This window comes from Thioclava sp. UBA3469, from assembly GCF_002378135.1.
Lineage (GTDB): Bacteria > Pseudomonadota > Alphaproteobacteria > Rhodobacterales > Rhodobacteraceae > Thioclava > Thioclava sediminum.
The window spans coordinates 1-17,714 of the sequence record NZ_DFRG01000209.1 but is presented as its reverse complement, the minus strand read 5'-3'; the positions used below and the strand labels follow the sequence as shown (position 1 = coordinate 17,714).

General features: G+C 65.6%; 14 protein-coding genes and 1 tRNA gene. 4 read left to right on the top strand and 11 right to left on the bottom strand.

Annotated elements, in window-relative coordinates; translation table 11 throughout:
• Window positions 1–73: 73 nt before the first annotated feature.
• The 3 genes from B3D39_RS15075 to B3D39_RS15065 form a co-directional block, all read right to left on the bottom strand.
• Window positions 74–3,385, bottom strand: a complete 3,312-nt coding sequence (locus tag B3D39_RS15075; RefSeq protein WP_274961835.1) for a hypothetical protein — start codon at window positions 3,383–3,385, stop codon at window positions 74–76.
• Between the two features lie 220 nt (window positions 3,386–3,605).
• A complete protein-coding gene (locus tag B3D39_RS15070; protein ID WP_078600375.1) occupies window positions 3,606–4,889 on the bottom strand; it encodes an O-acetylhomoserine aminocarboxypropyltransferase/cysteine synthase family protein in 1,284 nt (427 codons plus the stop codon).
• A 99-nt stretch (window positions 4,890–4,988) separates the two neighbouring features.
• Window positions 4,989–5,993 (bottom strand): hypothetical protein, encoded by a 1,005-nt coding sequence (locus B3D39_RS15065; protein WP_274961834.1) that lies wholly within the window; start codon window positions 5,991–5,993, stop codon window positions 4,989–4,991.
• A 167-nt stretch (window positions 5,994–6,160) separates the two neighbouring features.
• Between B3D39_RS15065 and B3D39_RS15060 the strand changes: the two genes are divergently transcribed.
• A complete protein-coding gene (locus tag B3D39_RS15060; protein ID WP_246831722.1) occupies window positions 6,161–6,466 on the top strand; it encodes a hypothetical protein in 306 nt (101 codons plus the stop codon).
• Between the two features lie 79 nt (window positions 6,467–6,545).
• Here the strand turns inward: B3D39_RS15060 and B3D39_RS15055 are convergent.
• Window positions 6,546–6,629: transfer RNA gene (locus B3D39_RS15055), tRNA-Tyr, on the bottom strand.
• Window positions 6,630–6,757: 128 nt separating this feature from the next.
• Here B3D39_RS15055 and rlmB point away from each other — a divergent pair.
• Together rlmB and B3D39_RS15045 are read left to right on the top strand one after the other, a co-directional pair.
• Window positions 6,758–7,531, top strand: coding sequence for a 23S rRNA (guanosine(2251)-2'-O)-methyltransferase RlmB (rlmB, locus tag B3D39_RS15050; RefSeq protein WP_083075713.1), 774 nt, complete (start codon window positions 6,758–6,760; stop codon window positions 7,529–7,531).
• A gap of 193 nt (window positions 7,532–7,724) precedes the next feature.
• Entirely contained in the window at window positions 7,725–8,144 is a 420-nt protein-coding gene (locus B3D39_RS15045; protein ID WP_274961833.1) for a CoA-binding protein, read from the top strand.
• Between the two features lie 79 nt (window positions 8,145–8,223).
• Here B3D39_RS15045 and B3D39_RS15040 read toward each other — a convergent pair whose 3' ends face one another.
• From B3D39_RS15040 to trpS, 5 genes are all read right to left on the bottom strand, one after another.
• A complete protein-coding gene (locus tag B3D39_RS15040; RefSeq protein ID WP_274961832.1) occupies window positions 8,224–9,408 on the bottom strand; it encodes a DegT/DnrJ/EryC1/StrS family aminotransferase in 1,185 nt (394 codons plus the stop codon).
• A gap of 102 nt (window positions 9,409–9,510) precedes the next feature.
• A complete protein-coding gene (locus B3D39_RS15035; RefSeq protein WP_274961831.1) occupies window positions 9,511–10,812 on the bottom strand; it encodes an NAD(P)/FAD-dependent oxidoreductase in 1,302 nt (433 codons plus the stop codon).
• Window positions 10,813–10,816: 4 nt separating this feature from the next.
• Window positions 10,817–12,172 carry a glutamine synthetase family protein gene (locus B3D39_RS15030; protein WP_078520601.1) on the bottom strand — a complete coding sequence of 452 codons (1,356 nt, stop codon included), beginning with the start codon at window positions 12,170–12,172 and terminating at the stop codon, window positions 10,817–10,819.
• 12 nt (window positions 12,173–12,184) lie between these two features.
• The gene (locus B3D39_RS15025) at window positions 12,185–12,883 is read right to left on the bottom strand and encodes a type 1 glutamine amidotransferase (RefSeq protein ID WP_274961830.1); all 699 of its coding nucleotides are present in this window, start codon (window positions 12,881–12,883) and stop codon (window positions 12,185–12,187) included.
• A 253-nt stretch (window positions 12,884–13,136) separates the two neighbouring features.
• Window positions 13,137–14,177 carry a tryptophan--tRNA ligase gene (trpS, locus tag B3D39_RS15020; protein WP_274961829.1) on the bottom strand — a complete coding sequence of 347 codons (1,041 nt, stop codon included), beginning with the start codon at window positions 14,175–14,177 and terminating at the stop codon, window positions 13,137–13,139.
• Between the two features lie 127 nt (window positions 14,178–14,304).
• Here trpS and B3D39_RS15015 point away from each other — a divergent pair, with 127 nt between their 5' ends.
• On the top strand, window positions 14,305–14,991 hold the full coding sequence (locus B3D39_RS15015) for a rhomboid family intramembrane serine protease (RefSeq protein ID WP_078569921.1): 687 nt from the start codon (window positions 14,305–14,307) through the stop codon (window positions 14,989–14,991).
• A 54-nt stretch (window positions 14,992–15,045) separates the two neighbouring features.
• Here B3D39_RS15015 and murJ read toward each other — a convergent pair whose 3' ends face one another.
• Both murJ and B3D39_RS15005 read right to left on the bottom strand, forming a co-directional pair.
• Window positions 15,046–16,599 (bottom strand): murein biosynthesis integral membrane protein MurJ, encoded by a 1,554-nt coding sequence (murJ, locus tag B3D39_RS15010; protein ID WP_274961828.1) that lies wholly within the window; start codon window positions 16,597–16,599, stop codon window positions 15,046–15,048.
• A gap of 1 nt (window position 16,600) precedes the next feature.
• The coding region (locus B3D39_RS15005) for an ACT domain-containing protein (protein WP_286789846.1) at window positions 16,601–17,714 on the bottom strand (1,114 nt) is incomplete at its 5' end.

The following is a 17,714-nucleotide window of genomic DNA, read 5'->3' as shown; positions in this document are numbered from 1 at the left end:
GCTATTCCCCAGCGTAGTCCGGCGCGGGCGGTGCGCAAGGGCGCAGGGGAAAGAATGGTTGCGCCGGGCGCGGTTAGCCGCCTTGCAGCAGCTTCAGCGTCAGGTTGCGCGACCCTTTCTTGTAGGTCAGCGCGTTGGAGCCGATCTGCGTCACGCGCCCGCCATCCAGCCGGTCACCCACGCCCACTTTCACGAAGCGCCCATTCGAGAGCCGCACCAGTGCGCGCCGGTTCGAGGAGGAGCCATAAAGCCCGATCAGGTTGATCTTGCGCAGGTTGATCACGTTCTCTTCGGTCGCCTGACGGGCGACGGAGGCCGAGGTCGGCAGGCGCGGCGGCGCAGCCGTGGGCTCGGGCTCGTCGAGGTCGGCGGGTCTCGGGTCGGGTACGGGCGTCGCGACAGGGGCGCGCGCAGCCGCTGCGGCAACCGACGGGGCGGGCTCGGCGGCTATCGCGGCGGCCAGTGCGTTCTCGACCGAGCGCGAGAAATTGCGCGGTTTCGTCGGCGGGGGAGCGGAGCGCGCCACGGCCAGAGCGGTCGCGCCGGCGAAGGGATCGGTGTTCTCGGCGACGGCGTCATCTTGCGCCTGCACCGCTGCGGAGACAGCTTCCTGGATCGAGGTCGGGCGACGCTCGGGGCGCAGCGCGGCGAGTTCGGGGTTCGCGACCGCGGCCGATTCCGAAGCGGGCGCCTGGGTCGAGGCGAGCTCGGTCACGGCGTCGGGCCGGGCCGTCGGGCGCGTGGTCTGGAGTTCGGGGTTGGGCTGCAGCGCCGGGTCCAGCGCGCCTTGATCGTTGGGATCGGCCTGCGCTGCGGGATCGGTCTGCTCCGGCGCAGGGGCCGCGCCGGTGAGATCAGCGGGGCGGTTGGCCGGGCGGAAGCCCGAGAGCGACGGGATCGCGCCCAGCGTGCCTTCCGGCGTGACCGGCTGCGTCTCGGCATAGGCCTGCGCGACCGCTTCGGGGCGGGAGCCCGGCGTAACGTCGGGTTCGCCCGCGAAAAGCGTGAAGCCGCCCGGCATCTCGACCCCGTCCTCCGTCGGTGTGACGGGCGGGGTGTCCGGCGGCGGCGTCTCGCTTTGCAGCGTCTCGGCGCTTGGCGGATCGAGCGGCGTCGCGGTGAAGGCCGGCAGGTTGGACGGCTGTGTCTCGGTCGTCGCGTTTTGCGCCTCGGTCGCCGGAGGCTCGGTTGTGTCGCTCTGCGGGGCGTCGCTGGTAGCGGCGTCGCCGGTAGCCGCGTCCGCTTGGGTGTCCACCGTGCTGTCCGCCGCCTCTGCCTGCGAAACCGGTGCGGTGTTAGCGGTCGTTTCTCCCGCGGTGTCGGGAGTGTCCGGCTGCGTATCTGCGAGCTGGTCTGCCGTGGCCGTATCGGCTGGCTGCGTATCGGTAGGCTGCTCGGTTGCCGCCGTCTCGGTGCCGGTCTTGGCGGGCGTCGCCTCATCCGCCGCGGCGGTGTCGTCAGTCGCGGCCGTGGCGGCCTCGTCGCTTGGAGCTGCCGGAGCGGGCTGCTCATCGGCAGGGGCGAGCGCTGCGACCTGATCGCTCTCGCGGGCAGGCTGTTCGGGTGCCGCGTCGGTTTGCGCCTGCGAGCCCGGCTCTGCGACTTCGGGAGTGGCGGTCGTGTCGGGCGTGGCCGGTGCGAGTGCGGTCTGCTCGGGGGCGTCATTCGCATCCGGGGCAGGCGCCTCGGCGATGGTGTCCGTCGGTGCATCGACCGGAGCGGGGTCGTCGAGCAGGGTGGTCCACAGCGCGATGATCGCCAGAACCAGCACCAGCGCACCGGTGAGCATCAGCCCGAGATGACGCGGCTTGCCGCCGGTCGCGGGGCGCTTGGTGCCGCCGAAAACGGTCTTGTCCTGCGAGGTCTCGACGATGGGGGCCGGGGTCGCGGTGCTCGGATCCGGCCCGTCCTTCGCCTCCTTGCGCAGCAGCGAGGTCGCGGGTTTCGCGCCAAGCGCGCCCGCGCCGCCGGTGCCCTTGCGTGCCGCGGCGCCCACGGGTTTGGCCCCTTTCGCGCCGGCTCTTGGAGCCGCTTTCGGCTCAAAACGCGGATCGGGCTCGTCGAAATCGAGGCTCGGCGCAGCGATCTTGGCGCTGCCCGCGGCGATCTCGCTGCGATCGGGCTGAGGGTGGAGCCGCGTGGCTCCGCCGAGCCGGGGGGGCGTCTCGTTCACGGTCACGGTGGTCGTGTGATCCCGGCGCGAGGCGAAAGCGGCGGCGATTACGCTGGCATCGGATTTCGGCAGATCGTCGTCGTCATCCTCGGATGTATCGTGGCCTTCGTCCTCCGAGTTAGAGGTCGCCTCCTCGGGCTTTGCGTCGGGTTCTGCGGCCTCGGGCACGGCCGGGGTGGCGGCAAGGCCTGCGGCGGTCAGCGACGCGTCCGAGGGCTCAACGCCATCCTCGGCGTCATCAATGGCCGTATCGTTCGGCTCGGCCTCGGCGAGCTCGACCGCCTCCGTCGCCTGGGTTTCCTCGGAGGCGACTTCGCCTGCCGTGACCGCTTCGGCAGCCTTGGCGGCGGGGCTTTCTGCGCCGGGCGTGTCGTCGCTCGGGGCCTCGGGGGCACTCGTATCTTGCGCGTCGGTTTCACCCTCAGAGGCCGCGAGCAGATCGGAGAATTCGCCCGGCTCTTCCGGCAGCGTGGCCTCGGGTTCCTCCGCCGAAGCTGCCTCCGTCGGTTGGTCCAAGGCGCTCAACTCGGCCAGTTCGGTTTCCGAGACCGCGCTATCGTCGGCAAGATCTGTGATGTCGCTTTGAGCGTCGGCTGCGTCCGCCTTAGCGAGGGGCGCCTCCTGCGTCACGGCTTCCGCCAACGCCTCGGTCGCATCCTCGGACAGATCGACGGCCACGATCAGGGCGGATTTGTCAGGCTCGACATGCGCGCCTTCGGGGATGTGCTGCGCGACCGAAGAGGTCAGGCCGAAATGCGGCTCCCCGGGAAAATCGCCGGGCTCGGGGGCGGCCACGAAGCTGACCGGGTTGAAGCCGTTCTCCTGCGCGAAGCTCTCGGCTTCCTTCAGCGTCTCGCGCGCGATCACGGCGACCTGCACGGTCTGGCCGGGGCCTACGAAATCATAGACCAACTCGCTGACCGGGTAGGGCGTCATGCCCTCCAGCGCGATCTCGATCTGGGTCTTGCGCTGCGCGGGGCTGGGGCCGGGCGCATAGATCGCGGTGTAGAGGATTTGCGAATCCGGCAGCACAAGCTTCGAGGTGAAGCCGCGCGGCGCCTGCGCGCGTGCCTTGTCGCGCAGGGCTGCGACCTCGGCCATCGGGTCATCGCCTTCGAGCGCGGCCTCGCCCAGAAGCGTCCAGCCCTCTTTCGCGCGGTGCACCAGAGCGATGCCATCATGCGAGAGGATCAATGCAAAATCGGGTTTCATGGGTACTGCGCGCGCCTCGGAGCGGTCCGGTCCAACTCTTCACATCTTCGTAAAGGAGATTCGATCTTCTGAAAAGCGTCGCGACCGGGGCGGAGCGGGCAATTGCCGGTTTTCCACTGTTTCGACGGCGCAGCCGCAGCGAGCGCCGGAAGAAATGTTCGAAATGCAATGAGAAGTGGTTTGAATGGCGCGCCGGTTTCGCGGCGCGCCATGTTTGTTATCAGCTGGTTGCGGCGCTCAGCGCCTGATCGAGATCGGCGATCAGATCGTCGACATTCTCGATGCCGATCGACAGGCGCACCACGTTCGGCGCGGCCCCTGCGGCGATTTGCTGCGCCTCGGTCAGCTGGCGGTGCGTGGTCGAGGCCGAGTGGATGATCAGCGAGCGCGCATCCCCCAAATTCGCGACATGGCTGAACAGCTTGAGATTGTTCACCAGCTTCACGCAGGCGTCGTAGCCGCCCTTCACCGCGACGGTGAACAGCCCGCCTGCGCCCTTCGGCGAGATGGTCTTCATCCGCTCGTGCCACGGCGAGCTCTCCAGCCCGGCATAGGTCACGTAGTCGATGCGCGGGTCCTTCTCGAGCCATTCGGCCACGGCTTTCGCATTGGCGTTGTGCTTGTCCATCCGCAGGCTCAGCGTCTCGATCCCCATCAGCGTGTAATGCGCGCCTTGCGGGTTCATCGTCATGCCGAGATCGCGCAGACCCACCGCGATCGAGTGGAAGGTGAAGGCCATCGGCCCCAGCGCCTCGTGGAATTTCAGCCCGTGATAGGCGGGTTCGGGTTCGCTCAGCGAGGGGAACTTGCCCGACGCCGACCAGTCGAACTTGCCGCTATCGACGACGCAGCCGCCGGTGACGGTGCCGTTGCCGGTCATGTATTTCGTCAGCGAGTGGACGACGAGCGTCGCGCCATGTTCGATCGGGCGGCACAGGTAAGGGGTGGCCAGCGTGTTGTCGACGATCAGCGGCAGGCCGACCTTGTCGGCGACTTTCGCCACCGCCGGAAGGTCGGTGATGTAGCCGCCCGGGTTCGAGATCGACTCGCAGAAGATCGCGCGGGTGTTCTCGTCCACCGCGGCTTCCAGCGCGTCGAGATCGTCGAAATCGACGAAGGTGCAGGACCAGCCGAAGCGTTTGATCGTGTGGCTGAACTGGGTGATCGAGCCGCCATAGAGCCGCGTCGAGGCCACGATGTTCAGCCCCGGTCCCATCAGCGGGAAGAGCGCCATGATCTGCGCCGCGTGACCCGAGGAACAGGTTACCCCGCCCGCGGCACCTTCCAGCGCCGCGACACGTTCGGCCAGTTTCATCACCGTCGGGTTGGTCAGGCGCGAATAGATGAAGCCCACTTCTTCGAGGTTGAACAGGCGCGCCGCGTGGTCGGCGTCTTTGAAGGCGTAGGATGTGGTCTGGTAGATCGGCACCTGCACCGCGCCGGTCGCGGGATCGGGCTCGGCGGCGGCGTGAATTTGCAGGGTGTCGAAAGCGTAATCGGACATGGTCTGGGGCTCCTCTTCTCTTGCCGAGACGTTAGCGGGACCGGGGGAGGCCGACAAACACATTCGTTTTGCGTGATGAGAGGGGGCAGCTCGCGCGGCTCAGCGCATCCAGAGCTTCGCGCGCTTGATCCGGTTGCGCAGCGCCTTCTCGTGGCGCGGCATCCCTTCTTCGGCGATGATCGCGCGCAGTTTGCGGCCCTTGCCCTGATAGATCAGCTTCTTCGCAGGCTCGTAGGCCTTCAGCACCTTCTTGATCTTGTTCGGGGCCGTCAGCTCTTCGACCGTGTCGATCACGGCCTCGCTTTCGCGCGCATACATTAGCGGCAGGGCGCGGTAATGGCAGGTGATCTCGCCGTCGAGCCCATCGAGCTCCGGCCCCGGACGCCCGCCGCCGAAGGAATGGATCACCAGTGGCAGGGCCACCTGATCGAGCCACGGGTCGAGCGACTGGCAGGCCAGTTCGTCGGGTGCATCGTCGCGGATTTCGCGGGCGTATCGCAGGAAGCGCGCGCCGAATTCGACGGGGTCGGCGCCGAAGAACCAACCCGCGTTGAAATACATATAGCGCCGCCAGTATTCGTCCGGCTGGCTCAGATCGAGCGTTTCCTCGAACCCGTCCAGCCCGAACTTGTCGTAGAGCGATTTCCAGATACCCGCGTAGCCGGGACCGTAAAGCGGCGGCTCGGGCCATGTGCCGGTGCGCCGCATCGACGCCGAAGGGCGGTCGAAATCGAAGCCAATCTGCGACAGCGGTCCGGTGAAGACCGTATCGGTGTCGAAGAAGACGAAGGGCTCCCCTTCGGGCAGGGCGGCGAGCGCCTCGATCTTGTTGCCATAGGGATAGGACTGACCGAAGATTTTCGACTCGAAGGGCACGATTTCCGCGCCCGCATCTTCAAGCAGCGCCCGCACCGGACCGGAAATCCGCGTCTCGTCGGACCAGCGCGGTCCGGGCTGCGGCTCGGCTATCAGCAGGCGCCCTATGAACTCCGGATTGGCCGCGCGAAAGCTCAGCGCGAAAAGAATTGCCTCGAATTCCAGCCGTCCCGCCTGTGCAACACAGAAGATGTTATAGGGTTGTGAAGTCCGGGGGGTCGCCGCCATACTGCCGCCTGTCGGAGGGTTTGGTGCAGTATAGCGAGAAAGTTCAGGGGTAAAAGGTGATACGGATAAGCAAGTTAGCAGCGCTGACGCTGTGTGGCCTCGCGTTGAGCGGCCCGGCGAGCGCGCAGAATTTCACCACCGCCGCCGAAGTGCGCCCGATTCTCGGCATGACCCGCGATTCCTGGGTCGCGATCCGGGAATATGGCGGGAAGGATCTGGTCTATTTTACCCATCTTCTGGCGTGGCGCTGCGGGCTGAGCGAGATTCGCTATGGTTTCAACGGCGCGCCGCCGAGCAAGTCGTTCAAGATGGAGAAGTGCCACGAGGGCACCGCCCAGCCCAACGCGATCTCGGGCGATAATGTCTATGTCAGCCAGCCGCAGGGCTCGGTCTCCGAGGTGCGGGTGAAGCTGATCTATGATGACGGCAGCTCGGAAGAGGCGCGGTTCAACCGCAAGGCGGTGCTGCAGTAAACGACGCAGCGAATGCGCGTTATTCAACGCAGCGGCCCCCGTGGGAGCCGCGTGTCACCAGTTCCTTAAGAGGGGGAAGTGGTGGGTGACCCTGGAATCGAACCAGGCGTGGGTCGCCCCGGCGGAGTTACAGTCCGCTGCCGCACCTTGCAGCACGTCACCCGACGCTGGGCGGGAGATACAAAAGGGGGCGGGAGGCGTCAAGAGAGAGTTTGCCGAAAAATTGCCCTCCGGATCAGAGCTTGCCAAACGAGGCCATTCCGCGCAGGTAGGGGCCAAAGGAGACCCGCGATGAAAAAGCCAGTCTGGGTGATCGAAAAGGAACGTGCCAAGCGCGCTGCGGCCGCCGAGACCGTGTGGCTCTTCGGCCTGCATGCGGTGCGCGACGCGCTGCAAAACCCGATGCGCGAGCGGCTGCGGCTGGTCTGCTCCAAGAACGCCGCCGACAAGCTAGCGGAGGCGATCGCGGCCTCTGGCATGGAGCCCGAGATCGTCGATGTGCGCAAGTTCGACAAATTCGTGCCGATCTCGACCGATTCCGTCCACCAGGGTGCGGCGCTCGAGGTGAAGCCGCTCGATTGGGGCGCGCTGAAGGATGTCTGCTACGATGCGCGCCGCGTGGTGCTGCTCGACCGGGTGACCGATCCCCATAACGTGGGCGCGATCCTGCGCTCGGCCGAGGTCTTCGGCGCGGCGGCCGTGATCGCGCCGCATCGCCATTCCGCGCCCGAGACCGGTGCGCTTGCGAAAACCGCCTCCGGCGCGCTGGAGCGTCAGCCCTATCTGCGGGTGAAGAACCTCTCCGATGCGATGGAGGAGCTGCGCCAGATGGGCTTCCGGCTGATCGGGCTTGCAGGTGAAGCCAAGATGTCGCTCGAAGACGGGCTGTCCGAGGCGGGAATGGAACCGGTTGCGCTGGTTCTGGGAGCCGAAGGGCCGGGGCTGCGCGAGAAAACCCGTGAAACCTGCGACCGTCTGGTGCGAATCCCCTTCGCGGGCGAATTCGGGTCGCTCAACGTCTCGAATGCCGCCGCAGTGTCTCTTTACGCATCCGCAAGCCGCTGACGGTCACAAAATCGCGATTATGAGGGTATGGACCTTAAAAGTGGTGAGATGCGTTCCTATCTCACTGTCAGAGGCGCAGCTTCGGAACCGCCGCGCCTCTAGTTCACTGTCCCTCGTTCCGCCACTATTGCGCCCAGCCTTTAAGGCTTGGGCGCATTTTTCTTAGAGGGCTGCGACAAAGTAGAGGTTTCAGATGCAAGACGAGATTCGCGACATTCTGGGCAATGCGAAGGTGATCGCCGTGGTCGGCATGTCCCACAAGCCGGAGCGCCCCTCTTATGACGTGGCGCGGTTTCTGCAGTCCAAAGGCTACCGGGTGATCCCGGTCAATCCCGGGCTCGCCGGGCAAGAGCTGCTGGGCGAGACGGTCTATGCCGATCTCGGCGCAATCCCCGACGAGATCGCGGTGGATATGGTCGACGTGTTCCGCCGTTCTGAGGCGGTGCCGGAGGTCGTGGATGAGGCCTTGGCACATCTGCCGCATCTCAAGACCATCTGGATGCAGCTTGGCGTGTCTCATGACGCAGCGGCCGAGACGGCGCGCGGGCAGGGGGTCAAGGTCGTGATGAACCGCTGCCCGAAGATCGACTATCCGCGCGTGATGGCCGGGTAAGGCGGGGGCTCTGCCCCCTCGGCCTGACGGCCTCACCCCCGGGATATTTTTCCAAGAGCGAAGGGGGGGGCAGCGCCCCTCAGCCCTTCACCGCTATGACTGCCTCCAGAATCGCATCGGCGATGTAATCCAGATCCGGCTGCTTGAGGCGTGCGGGCAGGCGCGTATCGCAGGCGCGCATCAGCATCTCGCGGGTTTTCGGCAGCTCCGGTACGTCACCGAGGAACTGCCAGTTCCAGAAGGCGCGCGCGTTGTCTTGGCTGAGGCCAAAGACCTGCACGCTGACACCGCGGGCCTTGGCCTCCGATTGCAGCTTGCGGGCCTCGTCATCGGACCAATCGCCCGCGAGGTTGAACTGCAGCGAATCCGGGGCGCGGGTTTCGGGGCCGAGCGGCGGCGGCACGTCGAGCCAGTCGCTCGTGTTCAGTCGCTCGGCGACATAGTCGTGGTTCGCGCGGCCATCATTCACGCGGCGCTCCACTTCCGCGATCTGCGGGCGGATAACGGCGGCGGAGAGGTTCTGCATCCGGCAGTTATAAAGCGGCAGTTTGTTTTGCCAGTGATGGAAGCTGTTTTGCAGCCCCGGGTGCTTCTTCCAGTTATGCTCGTAGGCGCCCGACATGATCACAGCGCGGGCTGCCAGTTCCGGATCGTCGGTCAGAAGGATGCCGCCTTCGCCCGCGTTGATCAGCTTGTAGGACTGGAAGGAGAGGCAGCCGATCTTGCCGATCGTGCCGATCTTCTTGCCATTCCAGAGCGTGCCGAGCGAATGCGCGGCGTCTTCGATCACCGGCACGCCCTTCTCGGCGGCCAGTTCCATGATCGCGTCCATATCGGAGGTGTGGCCGCGCATGTGGCTGATCATCACCGCGTCGATGCTGTCGTCGAATTTTGCGCGGAAATCGTCGAGGTCGATGCGGAAGTTGGAGCCGACTTCGACCAGAACCGGGACGCAATCGGCATGGACGATGGCGGAGGGGACGGCGGCGAAGGTGAAGGCCGGGACCAGCACGCGTGCCCCGCGCGGCAGGTCGAGCGCCTTCATCGATAGGAACAGCGCCTGCGAGCACGACGACACGGCGACCGCGTATTTCACGCCCATGAATTCCGCGAATTCGGCTTCCAACTTGGCGACAGGCGCGTCTGCGGAGGTGTAGCGGAAGAGGTCTCCGCTGGTCAGGAGACGTTCGATCTCGGCTCGGGCGGCCTCGGGGATGGCCTCGGCGTCATAGCAATTCGGGGCGGTCTGTCCGTCACGCGGCATGGCAAGATATCCTGAAACTGACTTTCAGATTTTCTTTACACGAATGCCGCTTTTTGCGCCAATGAAGAATTCATGACCAAATTTGAGGCGGCGGCGGCTTGCCTAGATCCCCAGCTTGTCGCGCATCGAGAACCACGTCATCGCGGCGACCAGAAGCGGGCTGCGCAGGAGCGAGCCGCCCGGGAAGCCCGGCACTTTCAGCCCGGCCATCAGGTCGAAGCGCTCGGCTTGGCCAGCCACCGCCTCGGCCATGATCTTGCCCGCCATCGTGCCCATCGCGACGCCATGGCCGGAAAACCCGCTGGCCGAGAGCGCGTTTTTCAAGGGCCGCGCGAAATAGGGCATCCGGGTGCGGGTGATCGCGAGCGTGCCGCCCCAAGCGTAGTCGATCTTCACATCCGCAAGGGAGGGGTAGACCTCCAGCATCGGCTTGCGCACGGTCTGCACGATGTCGGGAAACTTGTAGCCATAGCTCTCGCCGCCGCCGAAGAGCAGGCGGTTATCGTCAGAGAGCCGCCAGTAATTCACCACGAATTTCGTGTCCGCCACGGCGACATTCTCGCGCAGAACTTCGGCGACGCGCGGCCCCAGCGGCTCCGTCGCGACGATGAAATTGTTGATCGGCATGACATGCGAGGCTACGCGCGGGGCGAGGTTGCCCAGATAGCCGTTGGCCGCGAAAATCAGGTGATCGGCGTCGATATGGCCATGCTCGGTCTGCACGCGTACCGGTTCGCCGGGGCGGATATGGTGGACGAGCGAGCCTTCGTGGATCGTCACGCCCGCCTTTTCGCAGGCGAGCGCCAAGGCTTGCGCGAAATTCAACGGATGCAGGTGCCCCGCGCCCCGGTCGATATCGCCGCCGAGATAGGCCTCCGAGGGCAGGATCGCGTGCAACGCCTCGCGGGAGAGCGGCTCCACCTGATCGTAGCCGTAATCGCGGGCCAGCTTCTCCGCCATGTGATGCGAATGCGCGACTTCGGATTGCGTCCGGCAGGCATGGGCGATGCCGGGATGGAAGGTCACACCCATCTCATAGCGCGCGATCAGGTCGCGGATCAGCGCCTTCGCGTCCTCGCCGATATCCCAGAGCCTGCGCGCCATCTCGGGGCCGTGGGCTTTCTCCAGATCGTCCTGCTCCAGCCGCTGGCCCGAGCCGACCTGCCCGCCATTTCGTCCCGACGCCCCGAAACCCACGCGATGGGCCTCCAGCAGCCGCACCGAATAGCCCTTCTCCGCCAGATGCAGCGCCGCCGAGAGGCCGGTGAAGCCGCCGCCCACGACGCAGACATCCGCCCGGTGGCGGCCCTTCAACTCGGGCCAGCGCCGGTCGGTCAGCGCGGTCGCTGCGTAATAGCTCGGCGCGTGCTCGCCCTTGCGGTCATTGGCGAAGAGCAGGTTCATCGCATCACACGTTCATCAGCAGATGCTCGCGCTCCCAGGGCGAGATCACCTGCAGGAATTCCTTGTATTCGTTGCGCTTCACCGCCTCGTAGACCGCGCAGAATTCCGGCCCCAGCACGTCGCGGATCGGCGCGCTTTCCGAGAAGAGATCGAGCGCATCGCCCAGATTCACCGGCACGTCCTCGGCCGACATATAGGCGTCGCCGAGACATTCGGGCTTCGGCATCTGCTTTTCCTTGAGGCCCAGATAGGCGCAGGCAAGCGATGCCGCGAGCCCGAGATAGGGATTGCAATCCATCCCCGCCAGACGGTTCTCGATCCGTCGCGCCGCCGGGCCGGAGATCGGCACCCGCAGGCCCGTCGTGCGGTTGTCGCGACCCCATTCGAGATTTATGGGCGCTGCGAAATCCGGCACATAGCGGCGATAGCTGTTCACGTAAGGCGCCAGCAGCGCGATCACCGCAGGCAGGTGCGTCTGAAGCCCCGCGATGCAATGCAGGAAGGCTTCCGTCTCGCCGCCATTCTCGTCCGAGAAGATGTTCTGGCCGGTCTTGGTGTCGATCACCGACTGGTGGATATGCATCGCCGAGCCCGGCTCGCCCTCGATCGGTTTCGCCATGAAAGTGGCGAAGCAATCCTGACGCAGGGCGGCCTCGCGGATCAGCCGCTTGAAGTAGAAAATCTGGTCGGCCAGTTCGACCGGGTCGCCATGGGCGAGGTTGATCTCGATCTGCCCGGCGCCGCCCTCTTGCAAGATGCCGTCGATCTCGAAGCCCTGAAGTTCGGCGAAATCGTAGATGTCGTCGATGACCTTGCCGTATTCATCGACCGCCGACATCGAATAGGCCTGCTTGGCGGCCGCTCGACGACCCGAGCGTCCCATCGGCGGGATGATCGGCTGGTTCGGGTCGACGTTGCGCGCGACGAGGAAGAATTCCATCTCGGGGGCGACGACGGGCGTCCACCCTTCGGCCTCATAGAGCGCGAGCACGCGCTTGAGCACGTTGCGCGGTGCGATCGGCACCGGATTGCCCTGCTGGTCCTCGACGTCATGGATGATCTGCAAGGTCCAGTCCGCCGTCCACGGTGCGGCCGTCGCGGTCGAGAAATCGGGCGTCAGGATCATGTCCGGCTCGGTGAATGCGCCCGAGGGGTTGTCGGTCCATTCGCCTGTGATCGTCTGCAGAAAGATCGAGTTCGGCAGGAAGAAGCGATCCTGAAACTTGAATTTCGAAGCGGGCATCGCCTTGCCGCGCGCGACCCCTGCGATATCGGCGACGATGCACTCCACCTCGTCGAGACGCCGACCTTCGATGTAATCGCGTGCGGCCTGCGGAATACGGTCGGTCCAGTCCTTCATGTCGCTCATCGGTCAGCTTTCCGGGTGCGCGGGCACCCTTGTCTTGAGGAAGAAATCGGCGATGCGCTCGGCGATCCGGGACGCGCCGTTGGGCTGCCCGAGCCGCGTGCGGGCGGCCTGCATCAGGTCATCGGGCACGACGCCGCGCCCGCGTGTGTCCATCAGCCCTTCCACGAATGCGTCGGGAAATTCAGGATGCGGCTGGACGGTGAAGATCGTGTCGCCATAGGCAAGCGCGGGGTAGGCGCAGAAATCATTGCCCGCGATCGGGGTCGCGCCCGGCGGCAGCTCGGTCACCTGATCTTGATGCCACGCGTTGAGCGCGATTACCTCGCCGCCGAAATCGTAATCCTGCGGGCCCACGGCCCAGCCGCCGGAGAATTTCTCGACCTTGCCGCCAAGCGCCTGCGCGATGATCTGATGGCCGAAACAGATGCCCACCATCGGGACAGCCTCGGCATGGGCGTCGCGGATGAACGTCTCGAGCGGCTTGATAAAGGGATGATCCTCATAGGCGCCGTGGCGCGAGCCGGTGATCAGCCAGCCGTCGCAGTCATGCACGCTTTTCGGGAAGTGCATATGCTCGACGTCGTAGCGTTGGAATTCGAGGCCGCGCCCGGCGAGCAGCGCTTCGAACATGTCAGGATAGTCGCCCGCCTTGTCGCGCAGAACGTCGGGGGATTGGCCGGTTTGGAGGATGCCGATACGCATGGGAGGTCCGCTCGTAAGCTCTTGTTGCCGAAGCGTAGTGCGGGGCGTGAGCGGCGGCAAGGGGGCTCCGCCCCCGGCGCGTGCCGCGCCTCCCCCGGGATATTTGTGCCAAGAGGAAGATGCGTTTCGGCTTGGTCGAAATATCCCGGGGGGAGGGCGAAAGCCCGAGGGGGCAGAGCCCCCTCTTCCTTAAGTCTTGTCGCCCTACGGCGACGGGAGGCCAGAGCCCCCTCTTGCTTTGGTTTTGCCGCGCTTAGCGCGAGCGGATCATTCCCATGATCTCGAGCGTCTTGCCCAGGATCGGCTGCGCGATCTCGTCGGCCCGGTTCGCGCCGTCGCCGAGGATATTGTCGATCTCGGAGGGATCGTTCATCAGCCGGGTCATCTCGTCCGAGATCGGAGCGAGCTTCGCGACCGCCAGTTCGGCTAGCGCCGGTTTGAACTTGCCGAAGCCTTCGCCGCCATATTCACCCAACACCTGCGTCGGCGTCATGTCGGCCAGCGCCGCGTAGATGTTCACGAGGTTGCGCGCTTCCGCCCGGTCCTTGAGCCCGTCGAGATCCGAGGGCAGGGGCTCGGGATCGGTCACGGCCTTGCGGATCTTCTTGGCGATCGTGTCGGCATCGTCGGTCAGGTTGATGCGGCTCGCATCCGACGGGTCGGATTTCGACATCTTCTTGGTGCCGTCGCGCAGGGACATCACGCGGGTCGCGGCGCCTTCGATCAGAGGCTCGGGGGCGGGGAAGAACTCGGTCTTGTAGTCATGGTTGAACTTGGCCGCGATGTCGCGGGTCAGCTCCACATGCTGCTTCTGATCCTCGCCCACCGGCACCATCGTCGCATGATAGAGAAGGATATCGGCGGCCATCAGCGCGGGGTAGGCGTAGAGGCCGAGGCTGGCCTTCTCGGCATTCTTGCCTGCCTTGTCCTTGAACTGGGTCATCCGGTTCATCCAGCCCAGACGCGCGACGCAATTGAACGCCCAGGCCAGTTCGGCATGGGCCGAGACCTGGCTTTGGTTGAACAGGATCGAGCGCTTCGGATCGACGCCCGAGGCGATGAAGGCGGCAGCCGCCTCGCGGGTGTTGCGGCGCAGCGCGTCCGGCTCTTGCCAGACCGTGATCGCGTGCAGGTCGACGAGGCAGTAGATCGTCTCGATCCCTTCGTCCTGCTTCTGGGCAAAGCGCTTGAGCGCGCCCAGATAGTTGCCCAGCGTCAGCCCGCCAGAAGGCTGGATGCCGGAGAAGATCCGCGGTTTGAAATTGGCGTTGAGGGGTTGCGCTTGCTCGCTCATCTGATGCTCCTGATCTGCGGGGGGTGGAAGCCCGCCATTGAGGATCTCCCGGGGTGGAAATCCGCTCTCCGCTCGCTTATCGCTAAAGCGCAAAGGGCGCAACTGAGCCCGCGAGCAGGAGACCATTATGCGCGACGGCTATGACGAACACCCGATGAACCCGCTGCCGCCAGTGGTCTGGCTTTTGGCGCTGCCGATCATCGCGACGGAGCTGTTCTTCGCGATGGGCCAGTCGGGGCTGATCGGTGGGGCGCAGGCGGCGGGCTGGCGGCTCGACGCGCTGCAGAAATTCGCTTTCTCGCCGCAGGTGATGCGCGCAATGTTCGAAACCGGTCAATATCCGCCCGAGCAGATGATGCGGATTTTGACCTATCCTTTCGTGAACGCCTCGGTGACGCAGGCGATCTTCGTGCTCGTGTTCCTTCTGGCGCTGGGCAAGATGGTGGGCGAGATCTTCTCGGGGCTCGCCGTGGCGGTCGTGTTCTTCGGCGCGACGATCCTTGGCGCGCTGGTCTATGCGGCGCTGCCGTTTACGCAGATCGGGCTCTATGGCGGCTATCCGGGCGATTACGGGCTGATCGGGGCCTTCACGTGGATCTTGTGGACGCGGCTGGGGCAGGAGAATGCGAACCAGCTGCGGGCGTTCTCGTTGATCGGGGCGCTGATGGGCATTCAGCTGATTTTCGCGATGATCTTCGGCGCGCGCCCCGACTGGATCGCGGATATCGTCGGGTTCGTCGCTGGTTTCGTGCTGAGCTTCTTCGTGGCGCCCGGCGGGATGCAACGGACCTTGCAGCGGCTGCGGCGGCGGTGAGGACTTAGGGGCGGGCGCGGCCCGGGGCTGGTCGCCCCGCGCCAAAGTAGCCCCTCACGCCCCGCCCGGACCGCGGCGCATCGCACCTTTCAGATCGGCCATATGCATCGCACCGATGGCGATAGCCGTGCCGAAATAGACGAGCATCCCGAACAGCACGAGCCCCAGCAGCGCCAACGCGCGCAGGCCCGGCACGGCGAACGCGCCCGGCACTGCCCAGGTCACCGCCCAGATCGCAGCGCCCATCACCAGCGCCGCGACCACGATGCGGGGCAGGCGGCGGTAGAAACGGTGATCGAAGCTCGCGGCCTCGCCCATCGGACGCGCGCCGAGCCAGAGCTGCGCGACCATCGCCCAGGCGGCGAGCGTCGTGCCGACAGCCGCCGCGAGATAGCCGATCACGAAGGACAGCCCGATCGCCAGCACCGCGTTCACCACCATCGCGACCAGCGCGTAGTTGAACGGCGTGCGGGTGTTCTCGCGGGCGAAATACAAAGGCTGCAGCACTTTCTGCAGCACGAAGGCGGGCAGGCCGAGCCCGTAGATCGCTGTGGCCCAGGCGGTGGCGATCGTGTCCTCGTGTGTGAACTGGCCGCGCTCGAACAGGACCGAGACGATGGGCTGGGCTGCCACCAGAAGCGCTACGGCGGGGCCGACGGTGAAGAGGAGCGCGAACTCGCCTGCGCGCGAGAAGGAATAGCGGCTGCCAGCCGTGTCGCCGCCGCGCAACCGGCGCGACAGGTCGGGCAGCAGCACCACGCCAATCGCGATACCCACCACACCCAGCGGCAGCTGATAGAGCCGGTCGGCATAGTTCAGCCACGCAATCGCGCCGTCGAAATGCGAGGCGACCTGACGGCCCACCAGCAGGTTGACCTGGACCACACCGCCCGCGAGCATCGCCGGGATCGCGATACGGACAAGGCGTTTCATGTCTGGCGACAGGCGCGGGCGCTTCGGGACGATCTTGAAACCCGCGCGCCATGCGGCGACCCAGACGAGCGCAAGTTGTGCCACGCCCGCGACCGGCACGGCCCAGGCCAGCGCATCGCCCACCGGCCAGCCTGCCTGATCGGCCATGAGCATCGCGATGACGAAGGTGATGTTCAGCAGCACCGGCGCTGCGGCCGCGGCGGCGAAATGCCCCGCCGCGTTCAGCACGCCCGACAGAAGCGCGCTGAGCGAGATGAAGAGGATGTAGGGAAAGGCGATCCGGCCATAAGTTGTGGCGATCGTGAAACGCTCATCGCCCGCGAAACCCGAGGCCATCGCCAGCACCAGCCACGGCATCGCCGCCGAGGCCACCAGCGTGAGAACGATCAGCACAGAGGCCAATCCCCCCATCGCCTCGCGTGCGAAGCCCTGTGCATTCTCTCCGCCCTCCAGCTTTTTCGAGAAGATCGGGATGAAGGCGGTGTTGAACGCGCCCTCTGCGAAGAAGCGGCGGAACAGGTTGGGCAGCGAGAAGGCCACGAGGAAGGCCTCGGCCACCGGGCCTGCACCCAGGTAGGCCGCGATCATCATGTCGCGCGCAAAACCGAGGATGCGGCTCGCCATGGTCCAGCCGCCCACCGTGAGGAAGCCGCGCACCAGCCGGATTGGTTTCATATTAGTTGCCCGCCCGTTTCGCGCCTGACGCGATGGCGTCCATCAACTTCTTCTCGAGCGCTTCCTGGCGGGGTTTGGAATGCAGTTTCAGGCCGAACATGTCTTTCACATAGAAGCTGTCCACGACCTGCGCGCCATAGGTGGCGATCACCGCCGAGGAGATCGAAATATTGTTCGACGCCAGCGCCCGGGTCAGGTCGTAGAGAAGGCCGGGCCGGTCGCGGGTATCGACTTCGATGATCGTGTAGATATCCGATCCTTCGTTGTCGATGGTGATATGGGTCGGGAACTTGAACTCGCGCTCACGCTTCTTGAGCTTGTCGCGATCCTTGAGCGCCTCGCGGGCGACGACCTCGCCTTTCAGCGTCTTCTCGATCATGCCGCGCAGGCGGGTCAGTTTCGACGCCTCGTAGGGGTGGCCCTCGGCATCCTGAACCCAGAAGACGGCGGTCGCATAGCCGTCCTTCGAGGTGTAGGTGCGCGCGTCGACCACATTCGCGCCGACCAGCGCCAGCGCGCCCGAAAGCCGCGAGAAGATGCCGGGGTGATCGGCCAGCGCGAAGCTCACACGGGTCGCGTCGTGATCGTCGTCGGGATGCAGGTCGATACGGATCTCGTCATCGCCCAGATCGCGCAGCAGCCGCGCGAAGATCTCGTGATTGACCGTGGCGAGCGCCTGCCAATAGGGCGGGTAGTGACGCCCCAGCTCGGCGCGGATCTGTGCCTTGTCCCAGCCGTCATCCGCCTCCAGAACCTCGCGCAAGGCCCGCTTGGCCTCGTCGGTGCGCTGTTCGCGATTGACCGCTTCCAGCCCGTGCTCCAGCGCCATTGCGGTCTCGGAATGCAGCTTGCGCAGCAGCGTCGCTTTCCAGTTGTTCCAGACATTCGGGCCGACGCCGCGAATGTCGCAGACGGTCAGCACCGTCAGCAGGTCGAGCCGCTTGCGCGACTTCACGCGCTTGGCGAAATCGCGGATCGTGCGCGGGTCCGACAGGTCGCGTTTCTGCGCCACGTCGGACATCAGCAGGTGATGGCGCACCAGCCATTCGACGGTCTCGGAATCCTCTTGGTTCAGCCCCAGCCGCGGCGCGACCTTGCGGGCGATCTTCGCGCCG